This window comes from Rhodanobacter aciditrophus (assembly GCF_050026795.1).
Taxonomy (GTDB): domain Bacteria; phylum Pseudomonadota; class Gammaproteobacteria; order Xanthomonadales; family Rhodanobacteraceae; genus Rhodanobacter_A.
This window is the reverse complement of sequence record NZ_JALBWP010000009.1, coordinates 169,850-192,032: the sequence shown is the minus strand read 5'-3', so window position 1 is coordinate 192,032 and position 22,183 is coordinate 169,850. Positions and strand designations below refer to the sequence as shown.

The window sequence follows — 22,183 nt, the reverse complement described above, 5'->3', positions numbered from 1 at the left end:
GCGCGGGGCAGGCTCGGAACGCGGGTGGGCGCTCAGCCCATGTCGTAGAAGAACTGCTCGTGCACCACCTTGCCGTCGCGCACCTGGTACACGCCGATCTCGGCCATCTGCACGCGGCCGCGGCCCTTGAAGGTGACGTCCATCGCCATCGCCAGGCTGAACCAGTTGCCCGCTACCACCGGTTCGCTCACATCGTTCGCGTGCACCGCTTCCACCATCGCGGCAAACTGGCGACCCTTCTCGTAGATCGCGTCCAGCCCCTTCGCGTCGCCCAGCGCACCCGCCGGCGCGCCCGGCATCTCGATGCTCACCGCATCCTGCGCATACAGCTCCCGCTGCGCCTGCTCGTACTCGCCCTTGCGGCACAGCTCGGCCAGTCGCTTCGCCACGGCTTCGGTGTTCATGTGCGGACCTCCTCAGGGATGGGAAGACCAAGACTAGGCCGATTTGCTGACAGCGTGCTGTCAGCAGCCTCGCCGCGCGACGCCTGCGCCGCCCCCGTTGCCATGCCGGCCTGCCCTGCGTACCCAATGACGGGTCCCTGTGCGCGCTACACCATGGCTTGGCCAGTCTGGCCAGGCCGTGGTGTATCGGACTCGGGCACGCAGTGCATCGCGACAACCTGGAAATGGTGGTTGTGGAACTGCGTCAAGGCGCGCCATGCCCTTGCTTCCTGGCAAAGTACGCGGCGGCCTTCTCCGGGATGTCGCGCTCCTCCCCGACGCGGCGCCGCCAGGCAGGCGGTCGGGTCAACTCTTCAGCGAGACCGGCATCCTTCCGCGCCTTGCGGCAGCGCGGCCGACACTCCGCCCACGAAGCCAGGCGTACAGGCGGTGGCTCGAACGCCCGATCGCCCGGCACCTCGGCCAGCGGGTAGCCCCGCGCGATAGCCTGCTTCACTGCTCCGGTTTCGGACGCGTCTGCAAAATGCTTCCTGGCCATGCGCCCCCGATCCTCAACGGGCATGGCCAGGTGTCTGCGGGATGGGGCGTACCGCCCATGGTCGGCGCCGTGAGTCCCAACCTGGCACGCAAGCCAGTGGCCGGGCATGAGGCTGGCTGAGTGCCGCGGCCAGTCCACGATTTCTCCGGTGAATCGTGGCTCGGGCACGATTCTTGCCCCGTGACCAAGACGCGCCGCGTTCGATGTGGTGTCGGGAGTGTAAGATCTGCGCCGCGTGCGGCCAGGGGTGCATGTTCAGCCGTGCTCCACGGTATTTGTCGGCGGACTCGTCGACAAGCTGGGCGTGGCGCACCGGCATGGCGCGGTTGACGCAAACGGACTGACCTAGAGAGTCGCTTTCGGACGCGACAGGGGACAATAAAAATGGCGTGGTTCAATCGGGACAAGTCCCACTCTCCCGTCGCGAGCGTCCCGGCCCTGCCGCCGCGCCGGCCGCTGGTCATGGCCCTGGAGGCGCGCGTCATGTTCGACGGTGCAGCCGTCGCCGCGGCGGTCTCGTTCCGGCCAGAGCCGGCCGTGCATACGGCTCCGGCCGCGCATGGCGACGCGACTCACGCAGCGATGCATCGCCCCGCCGCGGTGTGGGCGGACGACGTGGCGCCGCATGCCCCCAGGCTCGTCGACCACGAACCCGCCGGCGGCACCGCCTCGCGCAGCGTGCTGTTCGTCGACGCGCGCATCCAGGACGCCGCCCTGCTCGCCCGCACCCAACCCGGAACCGAGGTGGTCTATCTGCAGCAGGGCCGCGACGGCCTGGCGCAGATACGCGATTACCTCGGCGCACACCCTGGCGCCGATTCCGTGCAGATCCTCGCCCACGGCCACGACGGCGACCTGTGGCTGGGCAACACCTATCTTTCCGCCGCCAATCTCCGCACGCATGTCGTCGAACTCCGGCAAATAGGTGCCGACGTCAAGGCCGGCGGAAACATCCAGATCTACGCCAGCGACACGGCCGCCGGCGGCAAGGGTCTGGTCCCTGTCGGCTCGCTGGCCGAACTCACCGGGCGCGACGCTGCCACATCGGGCACCCGCATCGGCGTGGGCCATCACTGGAACCTGAATGCCACGGGCGAAAGCCCGGTCCGCTTCACCGGCTCGCTGGCGCGCGCCATCGACAGTTCCCGCGATACGGCCGCTCAAGCGGCGGACAGGCAAGTCGTCTTCATCAATTCGAACGTCGCCGGTCTCCAGTCGCTCGTCGCCGGTTTGCGCGCTGGCGAGCAGTACGTCTTGCTCGACTCGACGAAGGATGGGCTCCTGCAGATCGAGCAGTATCTGCAGGAGCACCCGGGCGTGAGCGCCATCCACCTCGTGTCGCACGGCGCCAAGGGCGAGTTCCAGGTCGGCAGCACGTGGATCAACGAGGCCGACTTTTCGGCGTACAGCGCCGATTTCGCGCAGATCGGCGGTGCGATGAAGGCGGGTGGCGACTTCTTGATCTATGGGTGCGACGTCGCCGGAAACGCGGACGGCAAGGCGCTCGTGCAGCAGATCGCGTCGGTGACGGGGCTGAACGTGGCGGCATCGACCGATGCGACGGGCGCAGCCGCGTTGGGCGGCGACTGGACGCTCGAATATGACGCAGGCGCCGTGCATACGCCGGTGATCTTTTCGACGGCGGCTGAGCAGCGATACGGCGCATTGTTGGCGGTGACGAATGAAACGTATGACAGCGAACTCGGCTACGTGACGCCAGGCGGCGCATCGGGCGTCACGTCGTTTTCGCTCGGCGCCTTCACGTACACGATGGATCAGTCCGTCGAGTTTGCCGTCGACAGTACGACCGTCAATCAAGGCGGCACGCCGCCGTTGACCACGGGTCCGAGCGATGGGGTGCTGTTCGGCAATGTGCAAGGCACGCAGTTGACGTCGATGACGATGGCGTTGACGAACGGCGACAAGATGGCTGTCCAGAGTTTCGATGTCGACACGTTCGGCGGAGCGGTGACCGTCGAGGGGCTGAATTCGTCCGGTACAGTTGTCGCATCATTGGCGATCAATGGTTCCACGAGTCATGTGGATCTTTCGAGCATCGCGGGATTTGCCGGCATTACCTCCCTGCGACTTCGCGAGACGGACGGCTTCTTCCTGACGCCGACACTCAACAACTTTGCCTATGTCGACCTGTCGTCGCCGCCGGTCGTGACGGCTAGCGGCGGCAGCACCGCTTTCGTCGAAGCGGACAACACCGCGTCTACGCCCGTCGCGGTCGATAGCGGGTTGACGTTGACCGATGGCGATGCGACCACCGCAAAGCAAGGCACGGTCGGCATTACGGGCAATTTTTCGAGCGGGCAGGATGTGCTGGCGTTCGTCAACACCAGTGCCGCGACATACGGTGACATTTCCGCCAGCTACAACAGCAGCACCGGCGTGTTGACGCTTACCTCGGCAAGCGGCACGGCATCTATCGCGCAATGGCAGAGCGCCTTCCGGGCGGTCACCTACACCGATACGGCGGTGTCGCCGAACACTTCGACACGTACCGTCAGTTTCACGTTGACGAGTGACGCGTATTCGTCGTCCAGTAACACGGTCACAAAAAACGTGACCGTCGCGGCTACCGACCAAACGCCGATCGTCACGACGACGGGCGGCACGACCACCTACGCCGATGGAGCATCGGCGGTCACCATCGACAGCACCATCTCGGTCAGCGATCTGGACAACACGACGCAAGCGTCGGGCACCGTGTCCATCTCCGGCGGCTTCCATAGCGGCGATGCGCTCTTGTTCACGAACAACGGCTCGACGATGGGCAACATCACGGCCTCGTACAATGCGGCGACGGGCGTGCTGACGCTGACGTCCGCCGGGGCGACGGCCACCGATGCTCAATGGGGGCACGCACTGTCGGCGGTCACCTTCTCGAGTTCGAGCACGACGCTTGGCGCCCGGACGATTTCCTTCGCGACGAGCGACGGCACGAAGACGAGTACGGCGGCCACCGACACGGTCAACGTCGTTAATCCGCTTCAACTGACGGCCGATTCGGGCTCGGCCGCGTTCGTGGCCGGCGACAACACCGCGTCGACGCCGGTGACCGTCGATCCGGGGTTGACGGTGACCGATACGGCCGTCGGTACGCTGTCATCGGCGACCGTCGCCATTTCGGGCAACTTTACGAGCGGCGAAGATTTCCTGCAGTTCACGAACGACGGTTCGACGATGGGCAACATCACGGCCGGCTCGTTCAATCAGATCACCGGTACGTTGACGCTCACTTCCGCCGGCTCGACTGCAACGCTTGCGCAATGGCGCAGCGCGCTCGATTCGATCCAATACACCGATGTGGCGGTGACGCCTAATGCTCTCACGCGCACCGTGAGCTTCTCGGCCGTGGACAGCGCCGGCAACACGAGCAGCACGGTCACGCGCGACGTAACCGTGACAGCGACCGATCAAACGCCGATCGTGACGACGACGGGAGGTACGACGAGCTACGTGGGCGCGTCCTCGGCCGTGAGGATCGATGGCGGCATCTCGGTCAGCGATTTGGACAATACGACGCAATCGTCGGGCACGGTGTCGGTCTCGGCCGGGTTCCACAGCGGCGACACGCTGAGTTTCACCAATGACGGCTCGACGATGGGCAACATCACGGCCTCGTACAACGCGGCGACGGGCGTGCTGACGTTGACGTCCGCCGGGGCCACGGCCGATACGGCGCAGTGGGCTGCCGCGCTCAAGGCCGTTTCGTTTTCCAGCACGAGTACGACGTACGGCAGCCGGACGATCTCGTTTGCCACGAGCGACGGTACGAAGACGAGCACAGCGGCGACCGATACGGTGAACATGACGGCGCCGCCGGTCATCGCGACCGACTCGGGGTCGGCAGCATTCGTCGCGGGCGACAACGCGACGTCGACGCCGGTGGCGATCGACTCGGGCTTGACGGTGACCGACGGCAGCGCGACGACGCTCGGGTCGACGACGGTGGCGATCACCGGTGGTTTCCACAGCGGCCAAGACGTGCTCGCGTTCACGAACGACGGCACAACGATGGGCAACATCGCGGCTTCGTACGACTCGGCCACGGGCGTATTGACGCTGACCTCGGCCGGCACGACGGCCACGCTGGCCCAGTGGCAGAGCGCGCTGCAATCGGTGACGTACACCGACACGGCCATCACGCCCGACAACACGACGCGGACGGTCAGCTTCACGACGGTGGACGGTGCGGGCAATGCAAGCAACACCGCAACGCGCACTGTCACGGTGACCGACACCGATCAAACCCCGATCGTGACGACGACAGGCGGCACGACGAGTTATGTGGGCGCATCGGCGGGCGTGACTATCGACGGCGGCATCACCGTCACCGATCGCGACAACACGACGCAGACGTCGGCGACCGTGGCGGTAACGGGCAATTTCCAAAGCGGCGACACGTTGAGCTTCACCAACGACGGCTCGACGATGGGCAACATCCAGGCGTCGTATAGCGCCGGGTCTGGTGTTCTGTTGCTGACGTCGATAGGCGGGACTGCCACCAATGCCCAATGGGCGAGCGCGCTCAAGTCGGTCACGTTCTCGAGCACGAGCACGACCTACGGCAGCCGCACGATCTGGTTTCAGATAAACGACGGCACCAAGAACAGTGCGCAGGCGGCGGACACGGTCGACATCACGGCGCCGCCGAAGGTCACGACCGATTCGGGCTCTGCCGCATTCGTGGCAGGGGACAACACGACCTCGACGCCGGTGACGATCGACGCAGGGGTGACGGTGACCGACGGCAGCGCGGCCACGCTGGCAAGCACGACCGTTGCGATCACGGGCGGTTTCCACTCGGGCGAAGACGTGCTGGCGTTCGCCAACGACGGCGCGACGATGGGCAACATCGCGGCTTCGTACAACGCGGCCACGGGCGTGCTGACGCTGACCTCGGCCGGCACGACGGCCACGCTGGCGCAGTGGCAGAGCGCACTACAGTCGATCACGTACACCGACACGGCCATCACGCCGAACAACACGACGCGCACGGTCAGCTTCACGGCGGTGGACATCGCAAGCAACACGAGCGCGACGGCGACCCGCACGGTGACGGTGACCGACACGGATCAAACACCGGTCGTGACGACGACCGGCGGTGCGGCCAACTACGTCGGCGGCACGTCGGCAGTGACGATCGACGGCGGCATCTCCGTCACCGACCTCGACAACACGACACAGTCGAGTGGGACGGTATCCATCGCGGGCGGCTTCCACAGCGGCGATACGCTGACGTTCGTCAACACGAACTCGGCCACGTTCGGCAACATCGTCGGTTCGTACAACGCGGCGACGGGCGTGCTGACGCTGACGTCCTCCGGTGCGACGGCCACCGATGCGCAGTGGTCGAGCGCGCTGTCCGCAGTAACGTTCTCGGCGGGATCGAGCGCGACGCCGGGCAACCGCACGATTGCGTTTGCGACGAGCGACGGCACGAAGACGAGCGCCGTGGCGACCGACACCGTTTCGGTGCTCGGTCCGCCCACGATCGTGACCGATTCGGGCTCGGCCGCATTCGTTGCGGGCGACAACACCGCCTCGACCCCGGTCACGATCGATTCCGGCCTGACGGTGACGGACGGCGCCGCATCGACGCTGTCCTCGGCGACGGTGGCGATCACCGGCAACTTCCACTCGGGCGAGGATGTGCTCGGCTTCACGAACACGAGTTCGGCGACGTACGGCAATATCGCCGCGTCGTACAACGCGGCCACGGGCGTGCTGACGCTTTCGTCAACGGGCAACACGGCGACGCTGGCGCAATGGCAGGCGGCGCTGGACGCGGTGACGTACACCGACACGGCGGTGACGCCGAATGCGGCGACGCGCACGGTCAGCTTTGCGGTGGTGGATACGGCGGCCGTGACGAGCAATACGGCCACGCGCACGGTGACGGTGGCCGACACGGATCAAACACCGGTCGTGACGACGACCGGCGGTGCGACCAACTACGTCGGCGGCACGCCGGCGGTGACGATCGACGGCGGCATCTCCGTCACCGACCTCGACAACACGACGCAGTCGAGCGGGACGGTATCGATCGCGGGCGGCTTCCACAGCGGCGATACGCTGACGTTCGTCAACACGAGCTCGGCCACGTTCGGCAACATCGTCGGTTCGTACAACGCGGCGACGGGCGTGCTGACGCTGACCTCGGCCGGCGCGACGGCGACGGATGCGCAGTGGTCCGACGCGCTGTCGGCGGTGGCGTTCTCCAGCACCAGCACCAGCTACGGCAACCGCACGATCGCCTTCGCCACGAGCGACGGCACGAAGACCAGCGCGGCGGCCACCGACACGGTCGACCTGCTGGGGCTGCCAAAGGTCACGAACGTCAGCAGCACGACGCCTGATGGCAGCTACAAGGCCGGCGACACGATCTACCTTACGGTCTCCTTCGACCAGGCGGTCACGGTGGACACGTCCGGCGGCTCGCCGATGCTGCAGATGGAAACCGGCGGCGTCGACCACGACGCGGTCTACGTCTCCGGTTCAGGCGGCACTACGCTGACCTTCGCCTACGTCGTGCAGGCAGGCGATGTCAGCGCCGATCTGGACTATGCCTCGACCGCGGCGCTCTCGCTCGATGGCGGCACCATCCGCAGCGCGCAGGGTGTCGACGCGGTGCTGACCCTGCCGGCCACCGGCAGCGGCGCCTCCATCGCCGGGCAGCACGCCATCGTGGTGGACGGCGTCGCGCCTGTCGTCGTTTCCGTGGGCGCTCCGGCCGACGGCATGTACGTCGCCGGCCAGGCGCTTGATTTCACGGTCAACTACAGCGAGGCGGTGACGGTGGATACCAGCGGCGGCACGCCGCGCATCGCCGTGACCCTGGCCACCGGCGGAACGGTGTACGCGGACTACGTCTCGGGCAGCGGCACTACCGCGCTGCTGTTCCGCTACACCGTGGCCGACGGCCAGGCCGATCCGGATGGCGTCACCCTGGCGGGCGCGATCCAGGTCAACGGCGGCGGCATCCACGATGCGGTGGGCAATGCCGAGGTCGACACGCTCCACGGCGTGGCTTCCACCACGGGCGTGCGCGTCGACGCCCTGGCGCCCACGGCCAGCATCACGGTGGCCGACACCGCGCTGAAGGCCGGCGAGACGAGCCGGGTCACGATCACCTTCAGCGAGGCGGTCCACGGTCTGGCCACCGATGACTTCACCGTCGCCAACGGCAGCCTGGGCGGCCTGGCCTCCGGCGACGGCGGGATCACCTGGACGGCGATTTTCACGCCGAACGCCGACGTCACCGCCACGAGCAACGCGATCACGCTGGACATGAGCCGCGTGGCCGATGCATCCGGCAATGCGGGCCGCGGCACCACGGCATCGAACAGCTATGCCATCGATACGCATGCACCGCGCGTCGTGGCGATTGATCGCAGCGATGCCAGCCCCAACAGCGGCCGGCAGGGCCTGGACTACACGGTGACGTTCGACGAAGCCGTCAGCGGCGTGGACGCCGCGGACTTCACGCTTGCCACGACTGGCAGCGCCCATGCCGCCATCGCCGGCGTCACCCGCGTCGACGGTCATACCTATACCGTGCACCTGGACAACGTGGGCGGCACCGGCAACCTCCGGCTGGACCTGGTCGCCGACGGCAGCGGGATCGCGGATGCGGCCGGCAACGGGCTGGCCGCCGGCACACAGGGACAGGCCTACGTGGTCGGCGGCGTCAGCCCGATGGTGCTGCCGCCGGTGGCGCCCATGCCGACGGCAACCGCTTTTGCGCACGATCCGGCCGTCTCGCTGCTGACGACGGTATCCGCGGCGGAGCTGCCGACGATCTACTTCGGCGAGGCGGCGCCGCCTCGCGGCGTCGAGTTGCCGCTCCAGGCCGCTGGCGGGGTGCTCGACGGGCTGGCCATCCTGGCGTCCCGGCCGCAGGACATGCCGGGGCGTGCCGGGTGGGCCGCCCCCGGCTGGCCCGGTCTGCTGGCGATCGAGGCAAACACGGCCTTCAGCCTCCCGCTGCCGGGCCTGGACATCCTGCAGGTGAGCGCGGCCGATGGCCGTCCGCTGCCCCCCTGGCTCGTGTTCGACCCGGTGGCCGGCACGCTGACAGGCACGCCGCCACGTGATTTCAGCGGCGCGCTGGCGCTGGTCCTCACGGTCCGCGACAGCCACGGCCAGGTCCATGACGTGCCGCTGCAGCTGCTTGCCGCCAAGGCCGCCCGGGAATCGCACGAAAGCCGACCGGCGGTCACGGCCAAGCCCCCGCTGGCCCAGCAGTTCGGTACGCAGCGCCATGGCGTCGACCGCGCGGCATTGCTGCGCCAGCTTGCAGTCGCCAGGCGCCAGGCCGCTTCCGTGCAGGCGCATCCGTGATGCCGACCCGTACGTACGAAATCGCCCCTGTTCCTCCCGTTAAGGAGAGTCACGTCTTGTCCTTGCCCCTGGTGTTTCCCAAGAAAGCGCTCGCCGCCGCGCTCGGTACCCTGATCCTCGCCGGATGCGCGATCCATCCACGGCCGCTTACGCTCGAGCAGCGCCAGGCCGCGCTGGCCGCCGACAGCCGGGCGATGTTCGCCGAGCAGGCACCGGTGAGCGGTCCGATCACGCTGGACGAGGCGATGGCGCGCGCGCTCAAGTACAACCTGGACCATCGCGTGAAGATGATGGAAGAGGCGCTGGCGCAGCGGCAGCTGGACCTGTCCAACTTCGACCTGCTGCCGCAGCTCACCGCCGCGGCCGGCTACACCACGCGCGACAACGTGCTGGCCTCCTCCTCGCAGGACATCGTCACCGGCCAGCAGTCGCTGGTGCCCTCGACCTCGAGCGAGCAGAATGCGCGGCGCGCAGACCTGGGCCTGTCCTGGAACGTGCTGGACTTCGGCGTGAGCTATTACGGTGCCCGCCAGCAGGCCGACCGCGTGCTCGCCGCGCAGCAACGCCGGCGCAAGGTGGTGCAGCTGCTGATGCAGCAGACACGCGAGGCCTACTGGCAGGCCGCCGGGGCGCAGAAGCTGCAGGCGCAGATCGAGCCGCTGCTCGCGCAGGCGCAGCAGGCGCTGGGCGATTCGCAAGCGATCGAGAAACAGGGTCTGAAGGACCCGCTGCAGTCGCTGGCCTACCAGCGCGAGCTGCTCGGCCTGGTGCTGCAACTGGAGTCGATCCGCGACGAACTGGCGCAGGCCAAGCCCAAGCTCGCCTCGATCATGAACCTGGAGCCCGGCAAACCGTTTGAGCTGGCGCCGCCGGAGGGTTTCGCCGAGCCGAAGCTCGGGATCGCCCCGGAGAAGATGGAGGAGACCGCGCTGCTCAACCGTCCCGAGCTGATCGAGGCCAGCTACAACGAGCGCATCGGCCTCAACGAGACGCACAAGGCAATGGCCAAGCTGCTGCCCGGCATCGAGCTGTCGGCCGGTGCGCACTACGACAGCAACAATTTCCTGGTCAACAACGAATGGCGCGACGCCGGCCTGCAGGTCAGCTGGAACCTGCTCAACCTGCTCAACGCCAAACACATCAAGGCCGCGGCCAAGGCGCAGTACGACCTCGCGCGCGAGCAGCGCCTGGCGCTGAACATGGCGGTGCTGACCCAGGTACACGTGGCTTACATCGACTACGCCAGCCGCAAGCAGCAGTTCGAATGGACGCAGCAGCTCAACGATGTCGAGCAGCGCATCCTGGAGCACACGCGCAACGCCACCGCGGCCGACGCGCAGGGCAAGCTGAGCGAGATCCGCGCGGCCACCAGCGCGCTGATGGCCGCGCTGCGGCTCTACCAGAGCTACGCCGCCTACCAGGGCGCGTATGGCCAGATGGTCGCCACGCTGGGCCTGGACCCGGTGCCGGCAACCGTCGCCGGCCACGACCTGCCCTCGCTGGAAAAGGCCATCCACGAGACGGAGCAGCAGTGGAGCGAGGGCGCCGCGCAGTGAGCATTCCGATGAGAGCCTGTTCGCGGGCGACGCTCCAGGGCGGGCAGCAACAACGGAGCATCGTCCGCAGGCACGCTCCTGCCGCCGCGGTCACGCTGCTGTTCGCACTGTCCGGTCTGAGCGCCGCCCGGGCCCAGGATGCCGGCCCGGCCGATGCCGCCGGGCGCATCCGCGCGCAGCTGGTCGCGCAGCACGACGTGGAAATCTCCAGCGAGGTGGCGGCCAAGATCGCCCGGCTGCCGCTGAAGGAAGGCGATGCGTTTGCCAGGGGCGACCTGCTGGTCGCCTTCGACTGCGGCCTCTACCAGGCGCAGCTGGCCAAGGCCGAGGCCACCGCGGATGCGGCCCGGCGCGAACAGGAAATCACCGGCAAGCTCGCCGCGCTGCACTCGGCCGGCGCACTCGATGTGGCACAGGCGCAAGCCCGCGCCAAGGAAGCCGCTGCCGATGCCTCCTACATGCGCACCATGGTGGGCAAGTGTGCCATCCACGCACCGTTCGCGGGCCGCGTTGCCAAGCGCGATGTGGCGCCGTTCGAATACGTCACGCCAGGCAAGCCGCTGCTGGAGATCCTGGATGCCGACGCGCTGGAAGTGAAGCTGATCGTACCGTCGAAGTGGCTGGCCTGGCTCAAGCCCGGCGTGAAGTTCACCGTGCACGTGGACGACCTTGGCACCGATTACCCCGCGCAGGTGACGCGCCTTGGCGCCAGCATCGACCCGGTCAGCCAGACCGTCGGCGTGAGCGGGCGCATCCTCGATGCGCATACCGAGCTGCTGCCCGGCATGAGCGGCTGGGCGAGCTTCCCGGGACGGAAATGACCCCGCGGCGCCCGATCCGCCCAAGCACGGCCAGCCGCGGTTCCATCTGCAGGGTGCGGTGGGGGAGCACGACTGCCGGGGTGCCGGGGTGACCACCGTCAGCGCCTCCATCCAGGGCCTGCTCGGCCTGCTCCAGCTGGGCCAGCGCACGCGCGCTGCCGCAGGCGTGGAGGAACTGGGCTTCATCGCCGTGAACGAGACCCGCGTGGTGCTGGCCTATCGCCAGGCGGCGCTGTGGCTCGATGGCGACGCGCGCCGGGTGGCCGCGCTGTCGGGTGTGCCGCATGTGGACCCGGGCACACCCTACGTGCAGTGGCTGGCGCGGCTGTTCCGCGAACTGGCGCCACTGCCGGCGCCACGCGCGGTAGACGTCCACGCGCTGCCGCCGTTGCTGGCCGAGGAATGGGGCAGCTGGCTGCCGGCGCATGCGCTGGCCGTCCCGCTGCCGCACGCCGGGAGCGGCCGGCAAGGTGTGCTGCTGCTGGCGCGCGACGAAGCCTGGGGCGAGGACGAGCTGACGCTGACGGGCGAGCTTGGCGCGCTCTTCGGCCATGCCCTGTTTGCGCTGCGCCCGCGCGAGCGCTGGTGGCGTGCCCTGGTGACCCTCCTTCGAACACGTCGGCTGTGGTGGAAGATCGCGCTGGGCGTGCTGGTTGCCGCCGCGATTCCCGTGCGGCTGTCCGCGCTGGCGCCGGCAGAAGTGACCCCGACCGATCCGTTCGTGGTGCGATCACCGCTTGATGGCGTGATCGACCGCCTGGCGGTGGTGCCCAACCAGGCGGTGGCCAGGGGCGCGCCGCTGTTCGACCTGGACGCGACCACCCTGCGCGGCCGGTACGCCAGCGCCCGCAAGGCCTACGAGACGGCGCTGGAGGAATACCGGCAGAGCGCCCAGCTGGCGGTCACCGACGACAAGAGCAAGCTGCAGATGGCCGAGCGCCTGGGCGACCTGAAGCAGAAGCAGGTCGACCTCGACTACACCGCCGACCAGCTCGCGCGCGTGCAGGTGAAGGCCGAGCGCGCCGGCGTGGCGGTGTTTGCAGACGTCAACGACTGGACCGGCAGGGCGGTATCCGTGGGCGAGAAGGTGCTGGTGCTGGCCGACCCGGCGAAGGTCGAGCTGACCGGTTACCTGCCGGTGGGCGACCAGCTCGCGCTCAAGCCCGGCGCGGACGTGACCTTCTACCCCAAGGCCTCGCCGTTCACCGCCTATCACGCCAGGGTGGACAGCGTGGCCTACAAGGCGGCGCCCACGGACGAAGGCATCCTCGCCTATCGCATCAAGGCGCATTTCGTCGGCTCTGGCGTGCCGCCGCGGCTGGGCCTGATGGGTACCGCGCGCCTGTATGGCGGCCACGTGCCACTGGCGTACCTGCTGCTGCGGCGGCCGCTGGCGACGTTGCGCCAGTGGTTGGGCTGAACGCATGCAACCGGATCCCACCAGGACGCCGTTGCCGCCGCTGCGGCAGGAACTGACGCTCAACCCCGCGCCGGCGGCGCCGGACGGGTCGCCCTGCTGGACCCTGCACGATCCGGCCACCAACCAGTTCTACCAGCTTGGCTGGGCCGCGTTCGAGATACTTTCGCGCTGGTCGCTGGGAACGGCTGAGGCGGTGGTCGAGGCGGTCAACGCGCAGACCACGGTGCCGGTCGAGCTCGAGGACGTTACCGCCCTGTCGTATTTCCTCGCGGGCCATCACCTGACCCTGGCAGTGGGCGCAGGCGACACGGCGTGGCTGGCCGCCTCCGCCGCGCGGCATCGTCCCGGTGTGGCGATGTGGCTGTTGAAGAACTACCTGTTCCTGCGCGTACCGCTGGTGCGGCCGATGCCGTTCCTGCGTCGCGCCTATCCGTGGATCGCCTTCGTCTATCGCCGCGGCTTCTGGTGGCTGACGCTGGCCGCGCTGCTGCTGGGGCTGTACCTGGTGTCGCGGCAGTGGGACAGCTTCGTGCATACCTTCCACGCGTACGGCACCTGGCAGGGCCTGCTCGGCCTGGCGCTGGCGCTGTCCTTCGCCAAGGTGCTGCACGAACTCGGGCACGCGTTCACCGCGTATCGCCACGGCTGCCGCGTTCCCAGCATGGGCATCGCGCTGCTGGTGATGTGGCCGGTGCTGTTCACCGATACCAACGAGGCGTGGAAGCTGAAGTCGCGCCGCGCCCGGTTGCAGATCGGCGCGGCCGGGGTGCTGGCCGAGCTGATGCTGGCCGCGTGGGCGACGCTGCTGTGGAGCTTCCTGCCGGACGGCCCGCTGCGCGCCGGCGTGTTCATGCTCGCCACCAGCACCTGGCTGGTCACCGTGGCGATCAACGCCAGCCCGTTCACCCGCTTCGACGGCTACTACCTGCTGGGCGACTGGCTCAACGTACCCAATCTGCACGAGCGCACCTTTGCCCTCGGCCGCTGGTGGCTGCGCGAGAAGCTGTTCGGCTTCGGCGAGGCACCGCCCGAAGCGCTGCCGCCGCGGCTGCACCGTTTCCTGATCGGCTTTGCCTGGGTCACCTGGATCTACCGGTTCGTGCTGTTCCTGTCGATCGCACTGCTGGTGTTCCACGTGTTCTTCCGTGCGTTGGGCTTCGTGCTGATGGGGGTGGAGATCGGCTTCTTCCTGGCACTGCCGATCGCCCGCGAACTGGTCGTGTGGTGGCGCCGGCGCGCCGAGCTGCGCCGGAACAGGCAGACGATCCGCACGGGCGTGCTGGCCACGATGCTGGCGCTGGCGCTGCTGCTGCCGTGGCAGCGCGACGTGCGTGCGCCGGCCGTGCTGGGCCAGGCGCAGGCGCAGGTCGTCTACGTGCCGCGGCCGGCGCAGCTGGTGCAGCTGGCGGTACACGAGGGCCAGCAGGTCGAGGCCGGCGCGGTGCTGGCACAACTGCAGGCGCCAGAGCTGGACTACCGGCTGGCAAGCGCCGAGCAGCAGGCCGCACAACTGCGATGGCAGGTCCGGCAGCAGCCGTTCGACGAGGATCTGCGCGCCCTCGGTCCGGCATTGCGCAAGCGCTGGGACGCCGCGCGCGAGGCGGTCGCCGGCTACCGCGCCGAACGCGCCCGACTCACGCTGCGCGCGCCCTTCGCTGGCCGGGTGGTCGACGTGGCAGCGGGACTGCATGCCGGCGAATGGCTCAAGGGTGGCGAGCCCTTGCTGGGCGTGGTCGGCGCCGGTGGCGCCAAGGGCGACGCGTTCGTCGGAGAGGCCGCGCTCGCACGGGTGCGTGCCGGCCAGGCGGTGGATTTCATCGCCACACTGCCGGAGCAGCCGACCCTGCATTGCCGTGTCGCCGACGTGGATCGCCTGAATCTGGCCGCTCTGGACGAACCCTACGTGGCCAGCATCTACGGTGGCGAGGTGCCCAGCGTGCGCCGCCCCGACGGTAGCCTCGCTCCGCTGGACTCGACCTTCCGCCTGCGCTTCGATGCGTGCGACGCCGCTGGCGCGCTGCCACGCGAGCTGCCGGGCCAGGCGATCGTCCATGGCGGGGCGCAGAGCATGGCCGGGCAGTTTGCCCGCTGGTTCGGGGCCATTGCGCGACGAGAGCTTGGCTTCTGAGGCAACACCGGCGTTTCGCCCGTCGCCAGGCGCCAGGCGGAGGCGTGTACAGAATTTTGCGTAACCGGGATTCGGGCTAAAGCGGAGGGAGTCGCCCCCTGGGCTCGATCGCAAAGCGCTTGAGCGCCGTCTTCCGATCACGGATCGGCGGCGCCCGCTTTTTGCTGATGTCGCGCAAGGCCAGGTGGGGCGGCTTCATTGGCGCTTCGCCGCTGGGGAAGGCGAAGCGGCGTTTGGCCGGCTTGCGCAGACTCATGTTCGCCGGCTCGGTGATCGGTAGGTCGATGAAATCCAGCCTGGCGCGCGAACTGGCCCTGGATGCCTTGCTCATGGCGAACTGGCGTCGCCGCCCAACGTCGGAGGTCGTCATTCACTCCGATCAGGGCGCGCAGTACGACAGCGACGACTGGCGGCGCTTCTGCCGGGAACACGGCTTGGCGGTAAGCATGAGCCGGCGCGGCAACTGCTGGGACAACTCGGTGGCCGAGTCCTTCTTCAGCAGCCTGAAGAAGGAACGTGTACGCAGTCGGGTGTACGCCAGTCGTGAAGAGGCCCGCAGCGATGTGTTCGACTACATCGAGGTGTTCTACAACCGTCAGCGACGGCATGGACACATGGGCGGCCTTGTGCCCATGATGTTTGAGGAGATCAACTCAAAAAGCAGCGCCTAACCGTCTACGAAAGCGGGGGCGTACCTCTTGGTGTTGGCCAAATTATGCAAGACGTCTGCGGCCAATCTTTGCAAGATCGCGCAGCTCCTTCCCCTATACTTCGCCGTCGCCGGGCCTATAGCTCAACGGTTAGAGCAGGGGACTCATAATCCCTTGGTTCCAGGTTCGAATCCTGGTGGGCCCACCAGCCGTTCCAGCCACCCCTCCAACTGCTGCAGCACCTGGCTGCGGCCGGGCTCGGCTTCGTTGAACAACTCGTGGTAGAGCGCCGCGAAGTAGCGCGTGGTGAGTTGCTTCGTGCGTGCGGCGGCGGCGGAGAAATCGCGGCTGCCAGCGGCGTCGACCAGCGCGTCGTCGCCGGCTACCAGCAGCAGGGTGGGCACGTCGAGCCGGGCGGCCTCGGCGATGCAGGCGGCGCCGGCACGGAAGATGAAGTCGGCAAGGCGCGGGCTGACGCGGTCGTGGCACAGCGGGTCGGCGCGGTACGCGGCCGCGACATGCGGGTCGTGACTCAGGCGCTCCAGATCGAGCCCGTTGCGCAGCGGCAGGTTCGGCAGCAGATGGGCGAGTGTCGCGGCCAGCCGCTGCAGCCCCCGGGAGGCATGGCTGCGCAATGCGGGCGAAGAAAGCACCAGTGCCTTCGGCGTGATGCGTTCGTCCAGCACGGCGCGCAAGGCGACGAGTCCGCCCATGCTGTGACCGAGCAGCAGCGGCGCGGTGCCCAGCGTGCGTGCGTAGTCGGCGTACACCACGGACAGGTCGGCCGGCAGATCGTCCGGGTGCCCGAGCACGCCGCGCGGTCCGGGGCTCTGGCCGTGGCCGCGCTGGTCGTAGGCGCGCACTGCGCAGCCGCGTGCGTTGAACCAGCGTGCGAGGCGGTCGTAGCGGCCGGCATGCTCGCCCAGGCCGTGCACGATCAGTACGCCGCCGCGCGCCTGCGGCAGCGGCCAGTCGTGCACGCACAGCGGCTGGCCGTCCGGCATCGGCAGGCGACGAAGGGAGGCTCGCGCCGCCGGCTGCGCGGAAACGGAATTCGATGACGCCACCTGCATGGGCTTGCCGTCCTGCGGGTTCCGGTTGTGTCGCGGAGTCGATGGCGGCAAGCATACGCAGCGCGTGGCGAACCGCCAGCCCGGCATGGGCGTCCGCGTAGAATTTCACGGGGCCGCCCCCATGATGTGACGTACCCATGCCCGCGGACTCTCTCAAGCTGCCAGGTTTCCACCCCGCCGTCGCCGCCTGGTTCGCCGGCCGCTTTGTCGCGCCTACCGCGGCGCAGGCGCAGGCGTGGCCGGCGATCCGCACCGGTGGCCACGTGCTGGTGGCCGCGCCCACCGGTTCGGGCAAGACGCTTACCGCCTTCCTCGCCGCGATCGACGCGCTGGTGCGCGAGGGCCTGGCGAACGGCGGTGCGCTGCCGGACGAGACGCGGGTGGTCTACGTGTCGCCGCTGAAGGCGCTCTCCAACGACATCCACGTCAACCTGGAAGAGCCGCTGGAAGGCATCCGCGCCGAACTGGGCAAGCTCGACCTGCCCGAGGTGACGATCCGCACCGCGGTGCGCACCGGCGACACGCCGCAGGCCGAACGCGCATGGATGCGCAAGACGCCGCCGCACATCCTGGTCACCACGCCGGAGTCGCTGTACATCCTGCTCGGTTCCGCCTCCGGTCGCGAGATGCTGCAGAGCACGCGCAGCGTGATCGTCGACGAAATCCACGCCGTCGCCGGCAGCAAGCGTGGCGCGCACCTGGCGCTGACGCTGGAACGGCTGGAGGCGCTGTGCCAGCGGCGTTTGCAGCGCATCGGCCTGTCGGCGACGCAGAAGCCGATCGAGGAGGTGGCGCGATTCCTGGCAGGTGCGGCGTCTCCTCCCTCTCCCCTCCGTGGCGCGCGGGAAGCGGCCATGGATGGCCGCGGCATCGAGGAGCGAGGAGAGGGTGGGGGTGAGGGAGCAAGTTCGCCGCAGCTTTCATCAGAGCACGCCTCGGGAGATGTCCCCGCAAGCACCCGCCCCTCACCCTGCCCTCTCCCCAAGGGGGAAAGGGATAGCGTGACCATCATCGACACGGGGTACACCCGCAAGCGCGACCTCGCGCTCGAACTCCCGCCGCTGCCGCTGGAAGCGGTGATGTCCAACGACTGCTGGGAGCTGGTTTACAACCGCATCGCGCAACTGGTGCAGGCGCACCGCACCACCCTGGTGTTCGTCAACACGCGGCGGCTGGCCGAGCGCGCGGCGCGGCATCTCTCCGAGCGGCTGGGCAAGGAGGCCGTCGCCGCACACCACGGCAGTCTGGCGAAGGAGCAGCGCCTCGACGCCGAGCAGCGCCTGAAGCGCGGCGAACTTTCGGTGCTGGTGGCCACGGCCTCGCTGGAGCTGGGCATCGACATCGGCGACGTGGACCTGGTCTGCCAGCTCGGCTCGCCGCGTTCCATCGCCGCCTTCCTGCAGCGCGCGGGCCGTTCCGGCCACCACATCGGCGGCACGCCCAAGGCGCGGCTGTTCCCCACTACGCGCGACGACCTGGTCGAGTGCGCCGCGTTGCTCGACGCCGTGCGCCGCGGCGAGCTCGACGCGCTGGTGCAGCCGCCGCAGCCGCTGGACGTGCTGGCGCAGCAGATCGTCGCCGAGGTGGCCTGTCGCGAGTGGGACGAAGACGCGCTGTATGCGCTGGTGCGCGGCGCCTATCCCTACCGCGCGCTGGCGCGTACGGACTTCGACGCGGTGGTGCGCATGCTGGCCGAAGGCTTCACCACGCGCCGCGGCGCGCGCGCGGCCTACCTGCACCGCGACGCCGTGCACCGCCGGCTGCGCGCGCGGCGCGGCGCGCGGCTGGTCGCGCTCACCTCCGGCGGCGCGATTCCCGACACCGCCGACTACCTCGTGGTGCTGGAACCGCAGGCCACGGTGATCGGCTCGGTGCACGAGGACTTCGCGGTGGAAAGCCTCGCCGGCGACGTCTTCCAGCTCGGCAACACCAGCTACCGCATCCTGCGCGTGGAGCGCGACCGCCTGCGCGTGGAGGACGCGCACGGCGTGCCGCCCAGCATCCCGTTCTGGCTGGGCGAGGCGCCGGGGCGCACCGACGAACTCTCGTTCGCGGTGTCGCGCCTGCGCGGGGAAATGGATGCGCGGCTGGGCGAGGATGACCCAGCGGGCGCGCTGGCGTGGCTGCGCGACGAGCTCGGCCTTGGCGCAGCGGCCGCGCAGCAACTGTTCGACCACCTCGCCAGCGCGAAGGCTGCGCTCGGCGTGCTGCCCACGCAAACCACCCTGGTGTTCGAGCGCTTCTTCGACGAATCCGGCGGCACCCAGCTGGTGATCCACGCGCCGTTCGGCAGCCGCATCAACCGCGCCTGGGGCCTGGCGTTGCGCAAGCGCTTCTGCCGTCAGTTCAACTTCGAGCTGCAGGCCGCGGCCACCGAGGATGCGATCGTGCTGTCGCTTTCCACCAGCCACAGCTTTCCGCTGGAGGAAGTGGCGCGCTACCTGCATTCGAACAGCGCCGAGCATGTCTTGATCCAGGCCCTGCTCGACGCGCCGCTGTTCCCCGCGCGCTGGCGCTGGAACGCAGTCACCGCGCTGGCGCTGCCGCGCTTCGCCGGCGGCAAGAAGGTGCCGCCGCAACTGCAACGCATGAAGAGCGAGGATCTGCTCGCCGCGGTGTTCCCCGACCAGGTGGCCTGCCTGGAGAACATCGTGGGCGAGCGGCAGATTCCCGACCACCCGCTGGTGGCGCAGACTCTGCACGACTGCCTGCGCGAGGCGATGGACGTCGACGGCCTGCTGCGCCTGCTGCGCGAGCTGGAGAGCGGCACGATCCGCCTCGTCGCGCGCGACCTCGCCGCGCCCAGTCCGCTCGCCGGCGCCGTGCTCAACGCGGCGCCCTACGCCTTCCTCGACGACGCGCCGCTGGAGGAGCGCCGCACCCGCGCCGTGCGCCAGGACAGCCCGGCCAGCGCCGGCGACCTCGGCCGGCTCGATCCCGACGCCATCGCCGCGGTACGCGCCGAAGCGTGGCCCGAGGTGCGCAGCGTGGACGAGATGCACGAAGCGCTCGATGCGCTGGGCGGCATTACCGCGGCCGAGGCGGCGGCGAACCTGGGCTGGGACGACAGGCTGCGCGCGCTGGCGAAGGACCAGCGCGCCACCTGTCTTGCTCCCTCTCCCCTCTGGGGCACGCAGGGAGGCGCCATGGATGGCGCCGGCCCCGAGGAGCGAGGAGAGGGCCGGGGTGAGGGGCCAACCTCGCCGCAGCTTTCGTCGAAGCACGCTCTGGGGGACGCCACCGCGAGCACCCACCCCTCATCCCGACCTTCTCCCCGAGGGGGAGAAGGAGACAACAGCGTGTGGGTCAGCGCCGAGAAGCTGCCGCTGTGGCAGGCCGTGCATCCCGGCGTGCCGATGCATCCCGCCATCGCCGCGCCCGCCGAATACGCCGTGCAAGGCTGGACGCGCGAGGACGCCCTGCGCGAACTGGTACGCGGCCGCCTGCTCGGCCTTGGCCCGGTCGCGGTCGAAACGCTGGCGGCGCCGCTGGGTGTTTCGGCGGCCGACACGGAAGCCGCGCTGCTGCGCCTGCAGACCGAAGGCTACGTGATCCAGGGCCATTTCGATCCCGCGATCGCCGCAACGCAATGGTGCGAACGTCACCTGCTGGCGCGCATCCACCGCTACACGCTGGGCCGGCTGCGGCGCGAGATCGAGCCGGTGAGCCGGCGCGCGCTGATGCGCTTCCTGCTCGACTGGCAGCACGTGAGCCCCGCCACGCAGTTGCGCGGCCCCGACGCGCTGCCCGCGGTACTCGCCCAGCTGGAGGGCTACGAGGCGGCGGCCGCGGCGTGGGAGGCGGAGATCCTGCCCGCGCGCATCGCCGACTATTCGGCAAGCTGGCTGGACGAACTCTGCCGCGCCGGCCGCATCGGCTGGAGCCGCCTGCGCGCGGGCGGCGGTAGCGGGCCGGTGCGCGCCACACCGATCGTGCTGCTGCCGCGGCGGCAAATGGCCGTCTGGACGGCCATCGCACAAGAGTCGTCGCCGCAGGAAAGCCTGCTGTCCTCGCGCGCGCAGGCGGTGGCCGACGCGTTGCGCGAGCACGGCGCGCTGTTCTTCGACGAACTGCAGTCCGTCGCGCACCTGCTGCGCACCGAGCTGGAGGATGCGCTGGGCGAGCTGGTCGCCGCCGGCCGCGCCAGCGCGGACAGCTTCGCCGGCCTGCGTGCCCTGCTGCTGCCGGCCGCGAAGCGCGAGGCACCGCGGCACCGGCGCATGCGCCGGCATGTGTTCGGCGGCATCGAGGACGCGGGACGCTGGTCGCTGGTGGCTCGTTCCCTTCTCCCTCAAGAGGAGACAAATCGGCAGGACAGCCGATTTGCACGGCGCGAGCCGCCCGAAGGGCGAGGGCCAGGGATGGCCCGAGTGCAGGTGCCCGGCAGGGCGGATGAGGGGCGGGTGCTCGCGGAAAAGCCAGATGAAGGCTCGCGGCAAGAACACCCCCTCGCTTCAATCCTCTCCTCGCTCCCCAAAGCCGGCGCCATCCATGGCGCCTCCCCGCGTGCCCCGCAGGGGAGAGGAGGCGAACGTGGCGCCTCGCGCCGAGGCGATTCGATTGAAACGGAGCACGTGGCGCGTGCCCTGCTCGCCCGCTACGGCGTGGTGTTCTGGCAGCTGCTGGAACGCGAGGCGCCGTGGCTGCCGCCGTGGCGCGAACTGCTGCGCGTGTATCGCCGGCTGGAGGCGCGCGGCGAGATCCGCGGCGGCCGTTTCGTGGAAGGCCTGGTGGGCGAGCAGTTCGCCCTGCCCGAGGCGATCGCGCCGCTGCGCGCGATCCGCCAGCGCGCGGACGACGGCGAGCTGGCCGTGGTGGGCGGTTGCGATCCGCTGAACCTGGTCGGCGGCGTGCTGGCCGGCGACAAGGTGCCCGCGGTGCCGGGCTCGCGCGTGCTCTATCGCGACGGCGTGCCGCTGGCGGCGTCGGTGGCCGGGAAGATCGTGCCGCTGATGGAGCTGTCCGCCGCCGAGGCACTGGTGGCGCGGCAGGCACTGCAGTCCGGTTCGTTGCTGCGGCTCAGAGCTTGAGGTAGATGCGCCGTCGGTCCATCCACCACCCGATGGCCACCAGAGCGCCACGAATGCGATGGCGAAAGCCAGCGAGGCGAGCCTGTCGCCACCCCGGGGCGCAATCCGGCGCGCGAATCCCCGCTGGTAGACCGGTTGCCGTCAGCCCGGTGCAGGCAACGCCACCTGCATGCATCCGGAGCCGGCATAGGCGGCGATCGCGTTGACG

Annotated in this window: 8 protein-coding genes, 1 tRNA gene and 4 pseudogenes; 9 read left to right on the top strand and 4 right to left on the bottom strand. The window is 69.1% G+C overall.

What is annotated here, in order from left to right:
• Positions 1-32 precede the first annotated feature (32 nt).
• Positions 33-404 (bottom strand): SnoaL-like domain-containing protein, encoded by a 372-nt coding sequence (locus tag ACQGNW_RS03935; RefSeq protein WP_426661808.1) that lies wholly within the window; start codon positions 402-404, stop codon positions 33-35.
• Positions 405-648: 244 nt separating this feature from the next.
• Positions 649-942, bottom strand: a complete 294-nt coding sequence (locus ACQGNW_RS03930) for a hypothetical protein (RefSeq protein ID WP_426661807.1) — start codon at positions 940-942, stop codon at positions 649-651.
• A gap of 384 nt (positions 943-1,326) precedes the next feature.
• Here ACQGNW_RS03930 and ACQGNW_RS03925 point away from each other — a divergent pair, with 384 nt between their 5' ends.
• The 5 genes from ACQGNW_RS03925 (at position 1,327) to ACQGNW_RS03905 (ending at position 15,222) form a co-directional block, all read left to right on the top strand.
• The gene (locus ACQGNW_RS03925; protein WP_426661806.1) at positions 1,327-9,297 is read left to right on the top strand and encodes a DUF4347 domain-containing protein; all 7,971 of its coding nucleotides are present in this window, start codon (positions 1,327-1,329) and stop codon (positions 9,295-9,297) included.
• Between the two features lie 56 nt (positions 9,298-9,353).
• Positions 9,354-10,853: a TolC family protein gene (locus ACQGNW_RS03920; RefSeq protein ID WP_426661805.1), complete on the top strand. Its 1,500-nt coding sequence runs from the start codon at positions 9,354-9,356 to the stop codon at positions 10,851-10,853.
• Between the two features lie 8 nt (positions 10,854-10,861).
• On the top strand, positions 10,862-11,674 hold the full coding sequence (locus tag ACQGNW_RS03915; protein ID WP_426661804.1) for an efflux RND transporter periplasmic adaptor subunit: 813 nt from the start codon (positions 10,862-10,864) through the stop codon (positions 11,672-11,674).
• Positions 11,675-11,762: 88 nt separating this feature from the next.
• Positions 11,763-13,094, top strand: a complete 1,332-nt coding sequence (locus ACQGNW_RS03910) for an efflux RND transporter periplasmic adaptor subunit (RefSeq protein WP_426661803.1) — start codon at positions 11,763-11,765, stop codon at positions 13,092-13,094.
• Positions 13,095-13,098: 4 nt separating this feature from the next.
• Positions 13,099-15,222 (top strand): site-2 protease family protein, encoded by a 2,124-nt coding sequence (locus tag ACQGNW_RS03905; protein ID WP_426661802.1) that lies wholly within the window; start codon positions 13,099-13,101, stop codon positions 15,220-15,222.
• A gap of 76 nt (positions 15,223-15,298) precedes the next feature.
• Here the strand turns inward: ACQGNW_RS03905 and ACQGNW_RS03900 are convergent.
• Positions 15,299-15,490, bottom strand: a pseudogene (locus tag ACQGNW_RS03900) (IS256 family transposase); the annotation flags it as partial.
• On the opposite strand from ACQGNW_RS03900, the pseudogene ACQGNW_RS03895 reads away from it, so the two are divergent.
• Both ACQGNW_RS03895 and ACQGNW_RS03890 read left to right on the top strand, forming a co-directional pair.
• Positions 15,477-15,893: pseudogene (locus ACQGNW_RS03895) on the top strand (IS3 family transposase); the annotation flags it as partial. The pseudogenes ACQGNW_RS03900 and ACQGNW_RS03895 sit on opposite strands and share 14 nt — an antisense overlap.
• A gap of 111 nt (positions 15,894-16,004) precedes the next feature.
• Positions 16,005-16,080, top strand: a tRNA-Ile gene (locus ACQGNW_RS03890).
• Here the strand turns inward: ACQGNW_RS03890 and ACQGNW_RS03885 are convergent.
• On the bottom strand, positions 16,037-16,876 hold the full coding sequence (locus ACQGNW_RS03885; protein ID WP_426662025.1) for an alpha/beta hydrolase: 840 nt from the start codon (positions 16,874-16,876) through the stop codon (positions 16,037-16,039). The genes ACQGNW_RS03890 and ACQGNW_RS03885 overlap by 44 nt on opposite strands.
• Before the next feature lie 206 nt (positions 16,877-17,082).
• Here ACQGNW_RS03885 and ACQGNW_RS03880 point away from each other — a divergent pair.
• Both ACQGNW_RS03880 and ACQGNW_RS03875 read left to right on the top strand, forming a co-directional pair.
• Positions 17,083-20,061: pseudogene (locus tag ACQGNW_RS03880) on the top strand (DEAD/DEAH box helicase); the annotation flags it as partial.
• A 108-nt stretch (positions 20,062-20,169) separates the two neighbouring features.
• Positions 20,170-21,975 (top strand): annotated as a pseudogene (locus ACQGNW_RS03875) (Lhr family helicase); the annotation flags it as partial.
• Positions 21,976-22,183: the final 208 nt, after the last annotated feature.